This window comes from Oryzihumus sp. JJN4-3R (genome assembly GCF_057747915.1).
Window position 1 is genome coordinate 50,721 of sequence record NZ_CM173229.1, and the last position, 17,151, is coordinate 67,871.

Sequence of the window (17,151 nt, forward strand, 5' to 3'; positions counted from 1 at the left end):
CGGACCCGGCACCAAGGAGCGACCATGGCAGACCAGCAGCAGGCGAGCGCCGAGCAGGCCCGGCTCGCCACGGCATACGACGGCGACCAGAGCTGGAGCTCCTGGGGACCGTATGTCAGCGAGCGCGCCTGGGGCACGGTCCGGGAGGACTACAGCGCCACGGGGGAGGCCTGGGACTTCCTGCCGCACGACGCGGCGCGCTCCAAGGCCTACCGCTGGAACGAGGACGGGCTGGCCGGGGTCTGCGACACGAAGCAGACGTGGTGCCTGGCGCTGGCCCTGTGGAACGAGCGCGACCCCATCCTCAAGGAGCGGGTCTTCGGCCTGGCCGGTCCGGAGGGCAACCACGGCGAGGACGCCAAGGAGTACTGGTGGTACCTGGACTCCACGCCGACCCACTCGTGGATGCGCTGGCGCTACCACTACCCGCAGCGGGCCTTCCCCTACACCGAGCTCGCCGAGGAGAACAGGCGCCGCGGGAAGGACCAGCCGGAGTACGAGCTGGTCGACACGGGGGTCTTCGACGAGGGCCGGTTCTGGGCGGTCACGGTCGACTACGCCAAGGAGGGGCCGACCGACCTGTGCATGCGCATCACCGTGCACAACCACGGCCCGGAGCAGGAGACGCTGCATGTCCTGCCGACCCTGTGGTTCCGCAACACGTGGGCCTGGGGACGGGACCCGCGCAAGCCCCGGATCGAGGCCACCGGCAACCACCTGCTGGCCCGGCACGACGACCTGGGCACGCTGCTGCTGGCCGGTGACGGCTCGCCCGAGGCGCTGGTCTGCGACAACGAGACCAACCTGCTGCGGCTCTACGGCGTGCCCAACACCACGCCCTTCCCCAAGGACGGCATCAACGACTTCATCGTCCGCGACGAGGGCACGGTCAACCCGTCCGGGGTCGGCACCAAGGGCGCCCTGCATTACACGGTGACCGTCCCGGCGGGCGAGTCCGCCGAGATCCGGGTGCGCCTGGTCGGCCAGGTCGGCACTCCCGACCTGGCCCGGGGGTTCACCGAGACCATGCGCACGCGTGAGGCCGAGGCCGACGAGTACTACCGCGCGCTCACCCCGCCCGACACCTCCCCGGACGAGGCGCGCGTCCTGCGCCAGTCGCTGGCCGGCCTGCTGTGGAGCAAGCAGTACTACGCCTACGACGTGCGCCAGTGGCTGGACGGCGACCCCGCCGGACCGACCCCGCCGCAGTCGCGCCAGCACGGGCGCAACAGCGGCTGGAAGCACGTCATCAACGCCGACGTCATCTCGATGCCGGACAAGTGGGAGTACCCCTGGTATGCCGCGTGGGACCTCGCGTTCCACACCGCGGTGCTGGCGCACGTCGACCCGGAGTTCGCCAAGAGGCAGCTGCTGCTGATGACCACGGAGCGCTACATGCACCCCAACGGCCAGCTGCCGGCCTATGAGTGGGCCTTCGGCGACGTCAACCCGCCGGTCCACGCGTGGGCGGCGCTGCATGTGTTCGAGCTCGACGGCAGCACCGACGTCGACTTCCTGGAGCGGGTCTTCCACAAGCTGATCGCCAACTTCACCTGGTGGGTCAACCGCAAGGACCCCGACGGCAACAACCTCTTCGAGGGCGGCTTCCTCGGCCTGGACAACATCGGCCTGTTCGACCGCTCGACGCCGATGCCCTCCGGGGTGAGCCTGGAGCAGGCGGACAGCACCGCGTGGATGGTCATGTACTCCCTGGACATGTTCCGGATGGCGATGCTGCTGGCCGAGCGGGACGCGACGTACGAGGACATGGCGATCAAGTTCGCCCGGCACGCGATCTCGATCAGCATGACGGCGAACCTGCAGGGCCTGTGGGACGAGGAGGACGGATTCTTCTACGACCGGCTGCGCGCCGACGACGGACGCATCCTGGAGATGAAGATCCACTCGATGGTCGGGGTGGTGCCGCTCTTCGCGGTGGCGGTCGTGGGGGAGAAGCGGTTGGCCGCCCTGCGCAACCTGGTCCTCACGTGGGCCCGCGAGCACGCCCCCGAGCTGGCCGAGGTGGTCGAGACCGACGAGCGGCGGCACATCATGTCCCTCGTGCGGCCCGAGCGGCTCGTGCGGGTGCTCGGCCGGCTCCTGGACGAGCAGGAGTTCCTCTCCCCGCATGGCCTGCGGTCCATGTCCGCGTGGCACCGGGACCACCCGGTGCACGTGCAGCTGCGCGGCAACGACTTCTCGGTCGACTACGAGCCGGGGGAGTCGCACACGGTCATGTTCGGCGGCAACTCCAATTGGCGCGGGCCGGTGTGGTTCCCGCTCAACTACCTCACCGTGCAGGCGCTGCGCACCTTCGACCAGGAGTATGGCGAGGGCCTGCAGGTGGAGCTCCCGGCGGGAAGTGGGCGCCGCGTGCGGCTGGGCGACGTCGCCGACGACCTCACCCGGCGTCTCGTCGGGATCTTCTGCGACGACGAGCAGGGGCGGCGCCCGGTCTTCGGCGACTGCGAGCTGTTCCAGACCGACCCCGCCTGGCACGACCTGATCCCGTTCTACGAGTACTTCCACGGCGACAGCGGGGCCGGCCTCGGCGCCGGGCACCAGACCGGCTGGACGGCCCTGGTGGCCAGCCTGATCCTGCGGGGTGGTGCGGGGGCGGAGCCCGGGGTGCGGCCGAGGGCGGTGCGGACGGTCCCGGTCACCCGCGCCTGACGCGGTCGTCGGTCGGGCCCCGGCGTCGGGGAGGCGCCATGAGCCGCCTGGTGCGGTGGCCGCACGAGCTCGCGGTCACCGCCGTGCTGGCCGCGATCGTGGCGGTGGTGGTGGCGCTGGTCGGTGTGCGCGCGGCGAGCGTCGCGCTGACGGCGGTCGGGCTGACCCCCACGTGGGCGGTGCTGGTGCTGGTGGGCAGCCTGCTGGGCAGCGCCGTCAACGTGCCGGTCGTCTCCGTCGACAGCGACGTGCCGGAGGTCGACTACCTCTGGGTGCGCCGCGGCCGGCTGCTCCTGCCGGTCGCCGTGACCCGGCCGTCGCGGGTCGTGGTCGCGGTCAACGTCGGCGGGGCGCTGGTCCCCACGGCCGTCTCGGTCTACCTCCTCGTGCACACCGGGCGGTGGTGGGAGGGCGTCCTCACCGTCCTCATGGTCGCCACCGTGGTGCACGTGTTCGCCACCCCGGTGCCGAGGGTCGGCATCGTGGTGCCGATGTTCGTCCCGCCGCTGACCGCGGCGGTGGTTGCGCTCCTGGTGGCCCCACCGGGCCAGGCGCCGGCCCTGGCCTACGTCGGCGGGACGGTCGGCACGCTGGTGGGCGCCGACCTGACCAACCTGGGGTGGCTGCGCCGGATGCCGGCGCGGTTCGTCTCGATCGGGGGCGCCGGCACGTTCGACGGGGTGTTCGTCTCGGGCGTGCTGGCCGTGCTGCTGGCGGCGCTGGGCTGACGGCGCTGGGCTGACGGCGCCCACCGGCCCGTCCGGGCACCCGCCGTGTGGCCGGATCGCCCGCTCCGGCCGGATTGGTCCCACCTTTGCGGGGACCTTGGCCCCACAAAGGACACGAGCCCAAACCTACGCTGGCAGTGCCGGGTCCTTGCCCTCGATCGAGCTGCCGGGCCCCGTGGACAGGAAGTGGTCATCATGCACACTGCGGTTGCCGCCGAGTTCGGGACCGGGCAGGTCTTCTGGTCCATGTTCTGGTTCTTCATGTGGTTCATCTGGATCTGGCTGCTGATCGTCATCTTCGGCGACATCTTCCGCAGCCAGGACCTCTCCGGGTGGGGCAAGGCCATCTGGACGGTCTTCGTCATCGTGCTGCCCTACCTCGGGGTCTTCGTCTACCTCATCGCGCGCGGGCACAAGATGCATGAGCACGCCGAGCAGGCCGCCCGCCAGCAGGACGCGGCCATGCGCAGCTACGTCAAGAGCGTCTCCGCCGACGGCGGCAGCACCGCGGAGGAGATCAGCCGGCTGGCCGACCTGCACGACCGGGGCGTCATCAGCGAGGCCGAGTTCCAGACGGCGAAGTCGAAGGCCCTGGCCTGATCCCGCGGGGCGTGACGGAAACGCCCCGGCACTTCGGCACGGGGTGCGTCACCACCCACTGCGCCCACGACGTGTTGCGCACGAGTCGGGGCGCCGGGTCGGGGATCGGCGCGTGGGGCGCTACCATGGGACCTGACCGGCTCTCGGTCAGGTCGCTGTCTCCAGCGACGACGTCAGTTCGACGGTTGGTTTTTCGGATCCCGGCCAGTGGCCGGTGACCCAGAGGTGGGCGGGCCGTCGAGGGGCGGGCGCGTCGATCCCGCGTAGTTCGCGGGACCTGGCCGCGTCACGCCGCCCCAACCACGCCCCATGCACGACGCCCCACGGCCGTTCGGCCGCCGGGACGGCTGGCGGGTGTTTGACCGCCTGCGACGGCGAGTGTCGCCGCAGGCACTCCAGAGGAGGAGCTCTCTTGGCTCGACGAGGCCAGCGCCAGTCCGGCACCACCCGGACGGCACCCCGCGTGACCCAGCGGGCGCGTGACGTCGACGGAGGCGGCATCCTGCCGGTGCTCGCCCGGGCGGTCCGCGAGGTCGAGGCCGCCGCGCAGCGCGGTCCGGTCCGTCCCGCGGGACGCGCAAAGTTCCAGGCCATCGCCCTGCTCGTGCGCGAGGAGCGGGCCCGGATCAAGGCCGAGGGCGCCGGGTCCGAGTCCCGGCGCGCCGAGCAGCTCAAGCGGCTCGACGGCGTCGCGACGATCCTGGCCAAGACCGCCGCCCGCGACACCTCGCTGATCGCGCTGCTGGCCGACGACGCCGTCGTCTCCGACGCGGCCCGCTCGCTCAAGCACGACCTCATGCTGGCCGCGGGCGTGGAGCCGCCGGCGCAGGAGGAGGCCACGCCCGTCGAGCCCGCATCGACGGCCCCGGCCGCCTCCGAGCGCCGCGTCGTGCCGCAGTCGGTCATCTCGCGCCAGCTCGCCAACCCCTTCCTGGCCCCCGACTTCTCCGCCGCGGAGCACCTCCGGCCGCGCCACTCCCACCTGGCCAGCTGGGAGCTGCTCGGCCCGCTGTTCCGCTCGTTCGAGGCCGGCGGCGCCTCCTCGTGCATGGACCTGCCGGCCCCGGTGTCGCTGCGGGCACCGGAGGGGCTGGAGCTGATGCACCACCAGGCGCAGCTCGTCCAGGCCGCAGCCGCCGGCCACCGCACGTTCCTGCTCGCCGACGAGCCCGGCCTGGGCAAGACCGCCCAGGCGCTGTTGGCCGCCCAGGCCGCCGACGCCTACCCGCTGCTCGTGGTCGTGCCCAACGTCGTCAAGGCCAACTGGGCCCGCGAGGCCGGCCGCTGGACCCCCGGGCGCACCGCCACCGTGATCCACGGTGACGGCGACACGATCGACGGCTTCGCCGACATCATCGTCGTCAACTACGAGGTGCTCGACCGCCACGTCGGCTGGCTCGGCGACTTCGGGTTCCGCGGCATGGTCGTCGACGAGGCGCACTTCATCAAGAACAAGACCTCGCAGCGCTCCCAGAACGTCCTGCACCTCTCCGAGCGGATCCGGGCCCGCACCGGCAACCCGCTGCTCATGGCCCTCACCGGCACCCCGCTGATCAACGACATCGAGGACTTCCGGGCCATCTGGCAGTTCCTCGGCTGGATCGACGACAAGAAGCCGCGGGCAGCCCTCATGGCGGCCCTGGAGGAGACCGGCTGGACCCCGGCCGACCCCGGGTTCTCCGCCGCCGCCCGGACCAGCGTCATCGACCTGGGCATCGTCCGGCGCCGCAAGGTCGACGTGGCCGCCGACATCCCCGCCCGCCGGATCGCCGACCTGCCGGTCGAGCTCGACGACGAGGCCGGTCGCTCGATCCGGGCCGCCGAGCAGGAGCTGGCCCGCCGCCTCGTATCGCGCTACGAGAGTGCGCTTGCGACGCGCACCTCCGGTGTCGCCGTCGAGGGCATCGACCACGACCTCGTGCGCCAGGTGGCCCGGTGGGAGCGGGAGGAGACGAACGCGGCCAAGACCGGCGAGAACGTCTTCGGCATGATGCGCCGCATCGGCCAGGCCAAGGCCGGCCTCGCCGCCGACTACGCCGCCCAGCTTGCGCGCAGCGTCGGCAAGGTCGTCTTCTTCGCCAAGCACGTCGACGTCATGGACGCCGCGGAGGAGACCTTCGCCAAGCGGGGGATCCGCTACTCCTCGATCCGCGGTGACCAGACCCCGTCGGCACGGCAGAAGAACATCGACGCGTTCATCAACGACCCCGACGTCGCCATCGTGGTCTGCTCGCTGACGGCGGCCGGCGTGGGGCTCAACCTCCAGGTCGCCTCCAACGTCGTGCTTGCCGAGCTCTCGTGGACCGACGCGGAGCAGACCCAGGCCATCGACCGGGTCCACCGCATCGGCCAGGCCGAGCCGGTCACCGCCTGGCGCATCATCGCCGCGCAGACCATCGACACCAAGATCGCCCAGCTGATCGACGACAAGGCGGGCCTGGCCGCGCGGGCGCTCGACGGCTCGGACGAGGAGATGTCGTCCTCGGCCGACGTCCAGCTCGAGGCCCTCGTCGCGCTGCTGACCGAGGCGCTGTCGGAGCCCGCGTCGCTGTAACCGGACGCGCACGGCCCGGGTGAGGACCCGGCATACAGGGCGAAGGCCGCCGCCCCGGGTGAGGGGCGGCGGCCTTCGTGTCCCCGTCCGGCGGCCCGGGCGGTGGCCGGTCAGTCGGGTGCTCAGCCCCGGCCGAGCGCCTGGTTGATCTCCGCGGCGAGCGGGCCGGACGAGGCCGGGTTCTGGCCGGTGAACAGGTTGCGGTCGACCACCACGTTGGGGGCCCAGGGCTCGCCCTCCTGGAAGTCCGCGCCCAGGGCGACGAGGCGGTCCTGCAGCAGCCACGGGGCCTTGTCCGCCAGGCCGGCCTGCTTCTCCTCGGCGTTGGTGAAGCCGGTCAGCCGGTAGCCGCTGAACGGTGAGGCGCCGCCGTCCTCGGTCGCGAGCAGGGCTGCGGGCGCGTGGCAGACGACGCCGAGCGGCTTGCCCGAGGCCAGGGCGGCCGTGAGCAGCCGGGCGGAGTCGGCGTTGACCGACAGGTCCTCCATCGGCCCGTGACCGCCGGGGTAGAACACCGCCGCGTAGTCGGCGAGGTCGACGTCCTCGAGACGCACGGGCGACTTCAGCTGCTCGATGCCCTCGAGCTCGGCCTTCACGGCGTCGGCCTTGTCCTGGCCACCGTTGGCGTCGGCCGCGAGGCTGCCCTGGTCCACCACCGGGACCACGCCGCCCGGCGTCGCCACCACGACCTGGTGGCCGGCGTCGGTGAAGGCGCGGTACGGGGCGACGAGCTCCTCGGCCCAGAAGCCGGTCGGGTGCTTCGTGCCGTCGGACAGGGTCCAGTGCCGGGCACCGGTCACGACGAACAGGATTGTGCTCACTGGCTGCTCCCTCGGAAGAGTTCGGCTCGTGCGGTCTCACGACCATACGTCGGCGGGCGGGGGCTTCGCTCCTGAGGGGTGCCCGGCGTTCGGTCAGGCGTGCGGAGCGGCACGAGGGGGGAGCGCCGGAACCGACCACCATGCTGCGCCGTCTGCCCGGTAGGGCCACTCTTGGTCTAGAGGCCGGCCCCGGCACTGGACGTGGGGAGTGGTTCGCATGGTGGTGACCATCGTGGGCACGATCGTGGTCGTGACGGTGTTCTTCCTGATCTGCGCCAGCATCGCCAAGGCGCTGGCGTTCCGCAGCCCGACGCCCGACGGCGACACCGTCGGCAACCGGTTGGCCGGGCACGGGCCGAACGACGAGATCCACGAGCCCACGGTGCGCGAGCGGGTCGCCCGGGTCCGGGGGTGGGTGCGCAGCCGCGCCCGACGGTAGGCGTGCGGGAGTCGCCTCGCCCGGGTCCCCGGGCACGATGCCGGAGGCCGCCGTCCCTCACCGTGGGGCGGCGGCCTCGGTCGTGTGCGCGGCGCCTGCGCCAGGGCGCGGCGCGGTCGACCTCAGAGGAGGTCCGGCCCCCACACCGCGGACTGTGAGCCGCCGAGGCGCTGGGCCACCTGCACCGCGGCGTCCGGGAGCACCGTCGTCCCCCCGAAGGCCAGGACGGTGTCGGTGGCCGAGCGGGCCACGTGCCACCAGGCCTGGGTCGGGGCGGGCACGCTCGAGCCGTGGACCAGCAGGAGCGGCGCACCCATCTGGGCCATCGCGGCGCCGCCGGTCACCGCATCCGGCCAGTTGCCGCCGTCGGCCATCCCGGTGACGGGCGGCGCCCAGAAGAACGTCTTGGCGACGTACTCGGCCGTCTGGTAGCGGTCGGCGCCGACTGTGCTCACGAACGTGCCTGCGGTGCTGGGGTCGCTGTCCACCGCCTTGGAGGCGCTGCCGCCGATCGCGTTCATCCACCGCTCGTTGGGAGCGGGATGGGCGGCCATCTCCTGCGTCAGGTACGAGCGGGTCGAGCTCGGCAGCCTCGTGCCGTTGCTCAGCACGATGGTGCCCCACCAGTGGCTGGCGGCCGGTCCGGTCACGAGCGCGTCGGCGAACGCCGTGCCGTCGGCGACGAAGATCGGGCTGATCGGCCAGGTCTCGGGGCGGGGGTCGTGGGCGTCGAGGAACCGGGCGACGGCCACGGCCGTCTCGAACCGGTCGCGTCCGGCGAGACGGACCACCTGGAAGCCCCGCGCCACGAGTGCCTGCTCGACCGTGCGGCTCACGGCTGCCGTGCCGCCGGCGACGTAGACGGTGGCGCCCGGCGTCACCGCCCGGCTCAGCTCGGTGGCGACCCGCGCGTCGAGGGAGGCGGCCGCGGTCATCAGCAGTGGCCCACCCAGCCGCCCGGCCAGAGGGGTCGCGGCCAGTGCGTCGGGGAAGGCTCCTGCACCGGCGATGACGGCGGTCCGTGCCGAGGCCGGGGCGAAGAGCACCCGGCTGGTGGTCACCGCCGTGGCGATGCGGTCGGCGCCGCCGAGGCGGCCAGCGAACGGTGCCGGCGTGCGGGCCTTCCAGGACATCGACGCGAACGGTGCACCGGTGCCCGAGTCGGCGACCACCCGGGCCGTCCCGGTGTCATAGCGGGTGCCGTCGGCGCTGAGCACCCAGAGCCTGGTCCGCGAGCACTCCTGGCCCGCCGCGCCGGCGGCCTCGAGGTAGGCGACCTGCCGGTGGCTGGGGGAGAAGAGCACCTGCGTCCCCGGGCAGACGGCGCCGAGCGGGGCCACGCGGACCAGACCGCGTCCATCGGCGTGGTCGACGTAGAGGCCGGCGCCGCCGTCCGTCGCCGGCAGGCGGACCGGCAGGGCCAGGTAGTCCGGTGACTGCCGGAGCGCCGAGCCGCCCGGTGCCAGCCCGATGGCCGGGGTCCCGAAGTCGGTGAACGTCCCCGTGCTGACGTCCACGGTGTCACCGTGGGGCTGCCGCCCGTCGGGGTAGCTGGCGCGGGTCACCGTGAGCCCGTCGCGGGTGAGCGCGGGGTCACCGCTGGTCGCGGACCACGGGGTCAGGATGACGTCGCCGTAGCTGTTGACCAGCGGCGAGGCGAAGGGGGTGTGGCCGCCGGTGTGGAAGTACCAGCTCAGCGACGAGGGGTTGACGGTGTACGGCATCCCGGCGGCGGCGCTGGTGGCGACGTTGGCGGCGTCCCCGAACGGCGACCAGACCGGCTGCACCCGGGGCCGGGCGACGGACTCGTCCGAGCCGCGCAGCACCGTGTTGGAGGCGCCGTCCTCGTCGGTGAAGACGGCCGGCGGGTAGGTACCCGTCCCCACCGCGACGAGCCGGTCGCCGGCCGGCCCCCAGACCGGCAGGCCGTATCCCGAGGGGACCCGTTGCGTGGTCACCGCACCGGTGCCCGGGTCCAGGGAGCGGACCGCTGGGCCCTGCTGCACGGTGATCGCGCCGTCGATGGCGCTGACCGCCGACGCGGTCGGGGCCGCCCCGACCCGGGGCGTCCCGGTCCGCAGGCGGTCCAGCAGGGCGGCGCGGGGACCGGGCACCGAGAAGGTGTCGGCCCCGGGGCTGGTGGCGGCGGCGCGCTGGCGTCGGTCGTCCTGGAGCTGCTGCCAGGTCATGACGGTGCTCACCGACGACACGGCGGTCGCGGCACTGCCGGGCACCGCCCACGCCGGCGACACGCCCTGCGACGTCGTCACCAGCGCCAGGCCCAACCCGGTCGCCGCCACCACTTCGGCCATCCTGCGGCCACTGCCCCGAACCACGCTCGCCCCCTGCTCTGTGATGCCACGACGGCGGCCGAAACCTACCAGCCGACAGCGGTTCCCGGGCACGGTCGGGACAGGTCCGGCGGTGAGGGGCGGGTCGGGCCGGTGCCGGTGTCATTCTTCCGGTCGGGAGCGCGGCCGGCTCGCTGCTTCCGTGTGCAACGATGCGCGGAGCATCGGCACCGGATCCGGGGGGCGCACATGAGCACGGAGGAACCCTTCCCCGCGTTCGACGACCATGATGATGTCGGCGCGAGTCGCAGGACTGCGCTGCGACCGGACCTCGTCCTCCGGCTGCTGGTTCCCCTCTGCGCGGCGCCGTTCGTCGTGGATCTGGTCCACGGTCGGCTCGCGGCCGCCCTCACCGCTCCGGCTGCCGACACCGTCGTCGTGGCGCTGGTCTCGCTGGGCATGGTGGCCGGCACCCTCTACGCCAGCGTGATGCTGTGGACCACGCGCGTGTGGGTGGAGCGCGCCGGCAGCAGCATCTACGACCCGAAGGTGCTGCACAGCGCCCGCCTGGGGAGGCGCCAGCAGGCCGTGCTCCGTCCGCCGACGCGCCTCCGAGTCACGGGCTCCAACCCGTACGGCGCGCGCCCGTCGTGGCGGCTCGTCGCCACGGACGGCGAGGGGCGGGAGATGCTCAGGCTGCGCACCCCGTTCGTACCCGCGCTGCGCCGCGTCGTCAGCCTCATCCGTGAGGCGGTCCCGTTCGACGCTGATCTGACCGCTGACCTACGGTCGAGCCCCCATGGCTGACCTTCCACCGGGTGTGACCCGGTACCGCCGCATGGGGTACCGCTACCGGCGCTTGGGGGCCGGGGACCTGGTGTGGGGGGCTCTCCTGCTGCTGTTCACCGTCGCGCTGGCCGTGTGGGGGTTCGGGTCCGACCCCGGCACGGTCCTCACGATCGTGGCCGTGTGTGTCCTCGTTCCTCCCGTGACGATCGTGGTCCCGTGGATGGTGCGCGCGGTGGTCATCGCCGGCGTCACCATCGCCGTGCTGAGCTGGGCCAACGCCGGCGGGCACGACGGCCGTGGCTACGTCTTGAGCTGGTTCATCGGAACCATCTCGGGGCTGGGCCTGCTCCTTGCCCTGGCCCACCGGCGCTGGCGACGGCAGCGCCGGGCGAGGGCGGAGGGAGCGGCCCCCACCGACCTCGATCCGAGCAACGGCAAGGACGTCGGAGTCTTCGCGACCTGGCGGGACGATGCGTACGACTACGAGGCGGCCCAGCCCGGGCTCGAGGTCGTCCTCGGCGCCGTACGCGCGCTCAACGGCCGGGACCGCACCGTGGTCTCGGTCTTCCACGGCCCCGGCCGGCTCGACGTCGGCGGAGACGCGGCCGGCCGGCTGGTGGTGCTGCAGAGCGACGACCGCCGGGCCTGGCACATGGTGGAGGACCGGGACGAGCCCGAGGGCAAGGCGCCCATCGTCGTGGCCGGGGTCTTCACGCACTATCCGCGCCGCCGCCTGGTCCCGTTGGTGGCCGCCGAACGAGCGATGACCACGTGGCTCCTCCGGGGCGAGCGGGACCCCGACCTCGACTGGTGGTCCGACACGGCATGGGACGAGGCGTTCCGGCCGCGGCCCCTGACGCTGACGGACTGACTGACCCCAGCCTGACGTCAGGAGATTGCGGCCTTCACCAGCTCCACGACCTTCTTCTCCACCGCGGGGCTCCACTGCTGGAGGGCGTAGGACACCGGCCACAGGTCGCCGTCGTCGAGGTTCGCCGCGTCCTGGAAGCCCAGGGTCGAGTAGCGGTACTTGAACTTGCCCGAGTCCTGGAAGAACACGACCACCTTGCCGTCCTCGTTCGCGTAGGCGGGCATGCCGTACCAGGTCTTCGGCGTCAGCTCCGGGGCCGTGGCGGTCACCGTCACGTGGACGCGCTCGGCGAGCGCACGGTCCTCGGGCGACATCTTCGCGATGCCGTCGAGAACGTCCTGCAGCCCGTCGGCCTTCTTGGCGCCCTTCTTGCCCTCGGCGCGCAGCTCGGCGGCGCGCTGCTTCATCGCGGCCCGCTCCTCCGCGGTGAAACCGTCGGACTCGGTCTTGACACTGTTCGCGGTCATTCTCGGACTCCCCTTCGACGTTCGGGGCTCGGCGTCGCGCCGGCCTTCATCACCGAGGTTAGGCAGCGCACCCGCGGTGGCGCTTCTTGATTCCTGACCACGTCAGGCGAACCCATCGACCGATCGCACCCTGCGTGGAGTACTCGCTGCCGTCGGCCGGCTCCTCGCACGAACCGCCGTGGTCTAGTCGGCGGCGCAGCGGAACCCGGTGTTCCCGGTGGAGCTGTCGGGGGTGTTCGCGGTCCGGGCGGCGACACGGTATCGGTTGCAGTAGGAGCGGTGGCAGAGGTACGAGCCGCCGCGGATGACCCGGGACTCACCGGTCGGGGGGCCCTGGGGGTCCGGCGTCGAGGCGCCGGGGTGGGTGGCGCTGAACCAGTCGGCGCACCACTCCCAGACGTTGCCTGCGACGTTGTGGAGGCCAAAGCCGTTGGGCTCGAAGGCGTCGACCGGTGCCGTGCCGAGGAATCCGTCGGCCAGGGTGTTCTCGGTGGGGAAGGTGCCTTGCCAGATGTTGCACATCCAGCGGCCCTCAGGAGTCAGCTCGTCTCCCCACGCGTAGCGCGCCCCCGCCAGGCCACCGCGGGCGGCATACTCCCACTCGGCCTCGGTCGGGAGGCGCCGCCCGGCCCACTGGCAGTATGCGGCGGCGTCGTCCCAGGAGACGTGCACCACGGGATGGTCCATCCGACCGTCCAGCGAGGACCCGGGACCTTCCGGGTGCTGCCAGTGCGCACCATGGACCTGCCGCCACCACGGTGCGTCGGCCACCGCTCGGGTGGGCGGGTGGTCATCGGGCAGCAGCCCGGCGAAGACGAAGGACCAGCCGTACCGCTCGGCGTCGGTGCGATAGCCGGTGGCGTCCACGAACTCGGCGAACCTCTCGTTGGACGTGGCGTACCGGTCGATCCGGAACGGTGACAGCGTGACGGCGCGAACCGGGCCCTCACCGTCGGCCGGGAACCCGTCCGGGTCGTCGGCACCCATCAGGAACGACCCGCCAGGCAGGTGGACCAGCGAGGAGTCCGAACCGGCGCCTCCCCGGGTGCGGATGGCCTGCCTCGGGCCCGCCGGTGGTGCTGACGCGCTGTCGGGGGAGGCCGCACTGTCGGGGGAGGCCGCGCTGTCTCGGGAGACCGCACAACAGGCAGCCGGCGCGGCTGGTCCCTGGACTTCCACGTGGGTGTTCCCCTTCGGCCCGCCAGCACGTGTCCACGGCTGGCTCGCGGTCAACCTGCTAGCTCGCGGTCGCGGCCATCTGCTGCTGGGCGCCGGCGAGGGCGCTCCTCAGCGCCTGGACGTGGTGGCCGTGCCCTTCGGCCGTGGCCTTGGTGAGCGCCCTCGTCACCACCGGTTGCACGGCGTCGGCTGACGAACGCGGGTACGCGATGATGAGCGCAGCGCAGCCCAGGGGGATCATCGACGCCGCCTGGCCCTTGACCTTGGTCTCGGTGAGCAGGTGCAGTGCCTCGCCCAGGAAGCCGCCCATCACGGCGCCGAAGCCGGTGGTGAGCGGCACCAGCGGGAAGACCATCAGTCCGGTGAGGAACCCCAGGGTGCCGAACCCCTGGGCTCCTTCGCGGACCATGTGGTCGGACTGCTCCACCGTGACCTTGCCGGACAGGTCCTTGGCGACGAGGATCGCGCCGTGCAGGTATGCGCCGCAGGTCAGGGCGGCTTGGTAGTCATCGCGGGCCGCGTCGTGGGACAGGTAGCTGCTGATCAGGACGTCGGTGGTCTCGTGGTCGATCGGCAGTGAGAGGACCTTGAGTCCGGCGGTGGGGTTCATGACGAGAGCCCGTGTGCTGCGTGGGCGTGGTGGGCGACCGTATGCATGGCTTGCTCGTCCTTGGCCCGGCGATGGGGCTTGACGTCAAAGGTGACCTTCTTGATCGTGCCGGTGAATGCGAACGGTCGCCGGTCCGCGTAGCTCAGGTCGACCACGCCACCGTTGTCGCGGCCGACGTCCATCCCGGCATAGGCCGAGAACCTCATCGGAACCGTGTGGTCCATCCTCCCGCCACCGACCGGGGTGTCGTTCACGAACAGGGTGACCTGCCCGCCGGTGGCCGGCTTGGCCGCGTCGGCGGCGAACTCCATGCGCACGTTCACCTCGCCGGTGGGCAGGGGGACGTCGGCCTGCTGGCGGTAGACGAACACGCCCATCATCGAGTACGTGTGGGTGAGCCGGCCGCCGTCGACGAACAGGGAGAACCCGCCGAGATGGTCGGCCTCGGCGACGATGACGCCTTCGGCGCCATCGGGCGGTATGACGAGGTCTGCGCCGATCGCGTAGGAACGGTTGTAGATGCGCGGGATCATGCCCGGCGCCACGTTCTGCACGTCACCGCGGAACTCGATCTTGTGGGTCGCCTCGAGCGGCGGCGTGATGCCGAAGAACGCCGAAAGCGTGGCCAGCAGCGGCAGCACCTTGTACCGCTCGGCCTCCTCCCAGAACAGCGTCCTGAGCTCCTGGACCTTGTCCGGGTGGGCGGCGGCCAGGTCGTGGGCCTGGCTGAAGTCGTCGGGCAGGTAGTACAGCTCCGCCGGGTCGGCGTCGGGGTCCCACACACCCGGTGCATAGGGCTGCAGCACCTCGGGGGTGATGACCCACGGGATGCGCGGTGTCTTCATCGCCAGCCACCAGCCGTCCTTGTACATGGCCCGGTTGCCGATCGTCTCGAAGTACTGCTGGGTGTGCCCTTCGGGCGCGGCCGCGTCGAGCAGCGTGTCGGCGAAGGTGACGCCGTGCAGCGGTTCCTGCTCGATCCCGTCCACGCGCGACGGGGCCGGGATGCCGGCGATGTCGAGAATCGTCGCTCCCACGTCGGTGACGTGGGTGAACTGGGAGCGCAGGCCGCCGGGGTCGACGATGCGCTCCGGCCAGTGGATGACCATCGGGTTGCGGGTGCCGCCAAGGTGCGAGCCGACCTGCTTGCCCCACTTGAACGGGGTGTTCCCGGCCCATGCCCAGGCCGCCGAGTAGTGCGGGTCCATGATCGGGGCACCCCACGACTCGCCGCCGCCGTAACGTTCGGAGAGCTGCAGCTGCATCTCGTCGGTGAGCGGGATGCCGTTCTGCATCGTCATCTCGTTGAACGAGCCGGTGATGGTGCCCTCCATGCTGGCGCCGTTGTCACCCCAGATCCAGATGACCAGGGTGTTGTCGAGCTCGCCCAGCTCCTCGATCGCGTCGACGACCCGGCCGACGTTGTGGTCGGCGTTCTCCGAGAAGCCGGCGTACACCTCCATCTGGCGTGCGTAGTAGGCCTTCAGCCGCGGCGGAACGCTGTCCCATGCCGGGAAGGCCTCGTCGCGTGCCGTGAGCTCCGCATCAGCGGGGACGACGCCGAGCTCCTTCTGCCGTGCGAAGACCTCTTCACGCAACCGGTCCCATCCCTGGTCGAACTGCCCCTTGTACTTGTCGGCCCACGTGGAGGCGACGTGGTGGGGGGCGTGGCTGCATCCGGTGGAGAAGTAGACGAAGAATGGCTTGCGCGCGTCCTGGCCGCGCACCCCGTGCAGCCACTCGATGGTCCTGTCGGCCATCGCGTCGGGCAGGTAGTAGGGGTTCTCCTCGTCGTCGTACTCCGCCGGGGTCCCGATGATCTTCTGGTTCTCGGCCAGGCACGGGTCCCATTGCCCGGAGTCGCCGCCGAGGAAGCCGTAGAAGTAGTCGAAACCCCAGCCGGTCGGCCAACGCCCCAGGGGGCCGGCGGGTCCCTGTTGCCCGTCCGGGGTCAGGTGCCACTTGCCGAACGCCGCCGTGCTGTAGCCGTTGTCGCGCAGGATCCTCGGCAGCGGGGCACACTCGAGCGGCACCATGGCGGTGTAGCCCGGGAACCCGCTGGAGAACTCACCCACCGAGCCGAAGCCGACCGCGTGGTTGTTGCGCGCAGTCAGCAGCGCGGCTCGGGTCGGGGAGCACAGCGCGGTGACGTGGAACCGGTTGTAGCGCAGCCCGGCTTCGGCGAGTCGGGTGTAGTTCGGGGTCTGGATGGGTCCACCGAAGGTGCTCGGGTTGCCGAACCCGGCGTCGTCGATCAGCACCAGCAGCACGTTCGGTGCGCCCTTGGGGGGTTCCAGTCGGGTTCCGAGCCCCGAAGGGTGCGGTTGGCCGTCCCCTCGAACGGCGGCGTGGTCAGCGGCAGGGTGGTGCGGTCGGGCTCGCGCATGTCATCTCCAGGTCGGTCACCGGCGCCCGTCACACGGCCGACACGAACGCCACGGTGCTGGGCAGGCCCGCCTTTGGAGCAGACTCACACCCGAGGAGCCTCTGACCTCACACGACGGGGGTCATCATCCCCGGCGGATGACCTCGATCATCCCGGCGTCACGGCATCTGCTGGTGGGGCCGGCATCGGCTCGGCCCGGGTTCCGGGATCCGCGACGGCTCCACTCCCGGAAGCTGCCCGCAGGTCACTCCTGGCGTAGCGGTGGACCAGCAGGGGCAGGAAGGTGCGCACCCGTGCATGCTCGAAGCGGGCGGTCACCTCCTCGAGGACCCGCTCGACGCCCTCCGCCGCGATGCGGTCGTCGAACTCCCGGTGCAGCCGGGCGGCGATCTCGTGCAGCTCGGCGCGAAGCCCACGATGGACCGGGTGGGCGTGGGTGAGGGGCAATTGGGTCATGACTGATGGTGCAGCGCGGCAAGCCCGCCGCACCATCGCCGAACGTCCTGACATGGAGGGCGGCAGGCGGGGGCCTCTGCCGGCATGGGGATGAGCCGTGCTGCGTCGTACGGGGGATCCCGCCGGGAGCGCGAACGGGGAGGGTGGGTTCACCGTCGCTGTGGCCTGAGGCCGCACGCTGCGGCTGACGCAGTTCACGGCACGGGTGGATCTGCGGGAGGGGTACAGGCATGGACCGATCCGGGCGGCGGCACTGGCGCCGCCGGCGCCTTCAGGGGCCGCTGCTT

14 protein-coding genes are annotated in these 17,151 nt (G+C 71.9%); 7 read left to right on the top strand and 7 right to left on the bottom strand.

What is annotated here, in order from left to right:
- The first annotated feature begins 24 nt into the window (after positions 1-24).
- From AC3ANM_RS00195 to AC3ANM_RS00210, 4 genes are all read left to right on the top strand, one after another.
- Positions 25-2,673 (top strand): MGH1-like glycoside hydrolase domain-containing protein, encoded by a 2,649-nt coding sequence (locus AC3ANM_RS00195; RefSeq protein ID WP_488286122.1) that lies wholly within the window; start codon positions 25-27, stop codon positions 2,671-2,673.
- 38 nt (positions 2,674-2,711) lie between these two features.
- On the top strand, positions 2,712-3,401 hold the full coding sequence (locus AC3ANM_RS00200) for a DUF1614 domain-containing protein (protein ID WP_488286123.1): 690 nt from the start codon (positions 2,712-2,714) through the stop codon (positions 3,399-3,401).
- A 195-nt stretch (positions 3,402-3,596) separates the two neighbouring features.
- Positions 3,597-4,001 (top strand): SHOCT domain-containing protein, encoded by a 405-nt coding sequence (locus tag AC3ANM_RS00205; RefSeq protein WP_488286124.1) that lies wholly within the window; start codon positions 3,597-3,599, stop codon positions 3,999-4,001.
- Between the two features lie 412 nt (positions 4,002-4,413).
- The gene (locus AC3ANM_RS00210; protein WP_488286125.1) at positions 4,414-6,555 is read left to right on the top strand and encodes a DEAD/DEAH box helicase; all 2,142 of its coding nucleotides are present in this window, start codon (positions 4,414-4,416) and stop codon (positions 6,553-6,555) included.
- A 122-nt stretch (positions 6,556-6,677) separates the two neighbouring features.
- Here the strand turns inward: AC3ANM_RS00210 and AC3ANM_RS00215 are convergent, their stop codons facing one another.
- Positions 6,678-7,376, bottom strand: a complete 699-nt coding sequence (locus AC3ANM_RS00215) for a type 1 glutamine amidotransferase domain-containing protein (RefSeq protein ID WP_488286126.1) — start codon at positions 7,374-7,376, stop codon at positions 6,678-6,680.
- A gap of 217 nt (positions 7,377-7,593) precedes the next feature.
- Between AC3ANM_RS00215 and AC3ANM_RS00220 the strand changes: the two genes are divergently transcribed.
- On the top strand, positions 7,594-7,815 hold the full coding sequence (locus AC3ANM_RS00220; protein ID WP_488286127.1) for a hypothetical protein: 222 nt from the start codon (positions 7,594-7,596) through the stop codon (positions 7,813-7,815).
- 122 nt (positions 7,816-7,937) lie between these two features.
- Here the strand turns inward: AC3ANM_RS00220 and AC3ANM_RS00225 are convergent, their stop codons facing one another.
- Positions 7,938-10,127, bottom strand: a complete 2,190-nt coding sequence (locus AC3ANM_RS00225; protein ID WP_488286128.1) for a cell wall-binding repeat-containing protein — start codon at positions 10,125-10,127, stop codon at positions 7,938-7,940.
- Between the two features lie 228 nt (positions 10,128-10,355).
- Here AC3ANM_RS00225 and AC3ANM_RS00230 point away from each other — a divergent pair, with 228 nt between their 5' ends.
- Complete coding sequence (locus AC3ANM_RS00230) at positions 10,356-10,913, top strand: hypothetical protein (protein WP_488286129.1); 558 nt, start codon at positions 10,356-10,358, stop codon at positions 10,911-10,913.
- A gap of 31 nt (positions 10,914-10,944) precedes the next feature.
- On the top strand, positions 10,945-11,766 hold the full coding sequence (locus AC3ANM_RS00235; RefSeq protein WP_488286130.1) for an Imm1 family immunity protein: 822 nt from the start codon (positions 10,945-10,947) through the stop codon (positions 11,764-11,766).
- 17 nt (positions 11,767-11,783) lie between these two features.
- Here the strand turns inward: AC3ANM_RS00235 and AC3ANM_RS00240 are convergent, their stop codons facing one another.
- The 5 genes from AC3ANM_RS00240 to AC3ANM_RS00260 form a co-directional block, all read right to left on the bottom strand.
- Positions 11,784-12,233 carry an iron chaperone gene (locus AC3ANM_RS00240; protein WP_488286131.1) on the bottom strand — a complete coding sequence of 150 codons (450 nt, stop codon included), beginning with the start codon at positions 12,231-12,233 and terminating at the stop codon, positions 11,784-11,786.
- 183 nt (positions 12,234-12,416) lie between these two features.
- Positions 12,417-13,412: a formylglycine-generating enzyme family protein gene (locus AC3ANM_RS00245; RefSeq protein ID WP_488286132.1), complete on the bottom strand. Its 996-nt coding sequence runs from the start codon at positions 13,410-13,412 to the stop codon at positions 12,417-12,419.
- 58 nt (positions 13,413-13,470) lie between these two features.
- Entirely contained in the window at positions 13,471-14,022 is a 552-nt protein-coding gene (locus AC3ANM_RS00250; protein WP_488286133.1) for a hypothetical protein, read from the bottom strand.
- Positions 14,019-16,292 carry an arylsulfatase gene (locus tag AC3ANM_RS00255; RefSeq protein ID WP_488286134.1) on the bottom strand — a complete coding sequence of 758 codons (2,274 nt, stop codon included), beginning with the start codon at positions 16,290-16,292 and terminating at the stop codon, positions 14,019-14,021. Before AC3ANM_RS00255 ends, AC3ANM_RS00250 begins: the two co-directional genes overlap by 4 nt.
- A 263-nt stretch (positions 16,293-16,555) precedes the next feature.
- Entirely contained in the window at positions 16,556-16,864 is a 309-nt protein-coding gene (locus AC3ANM_RS00260) for a three-helix bundle dimerization domain-containing protein (RefSeq protein ID WP_488286135.1), read from the bottom strand.
- Positions 16,865-17,151 lie beyond the last annotated feature (287 nt).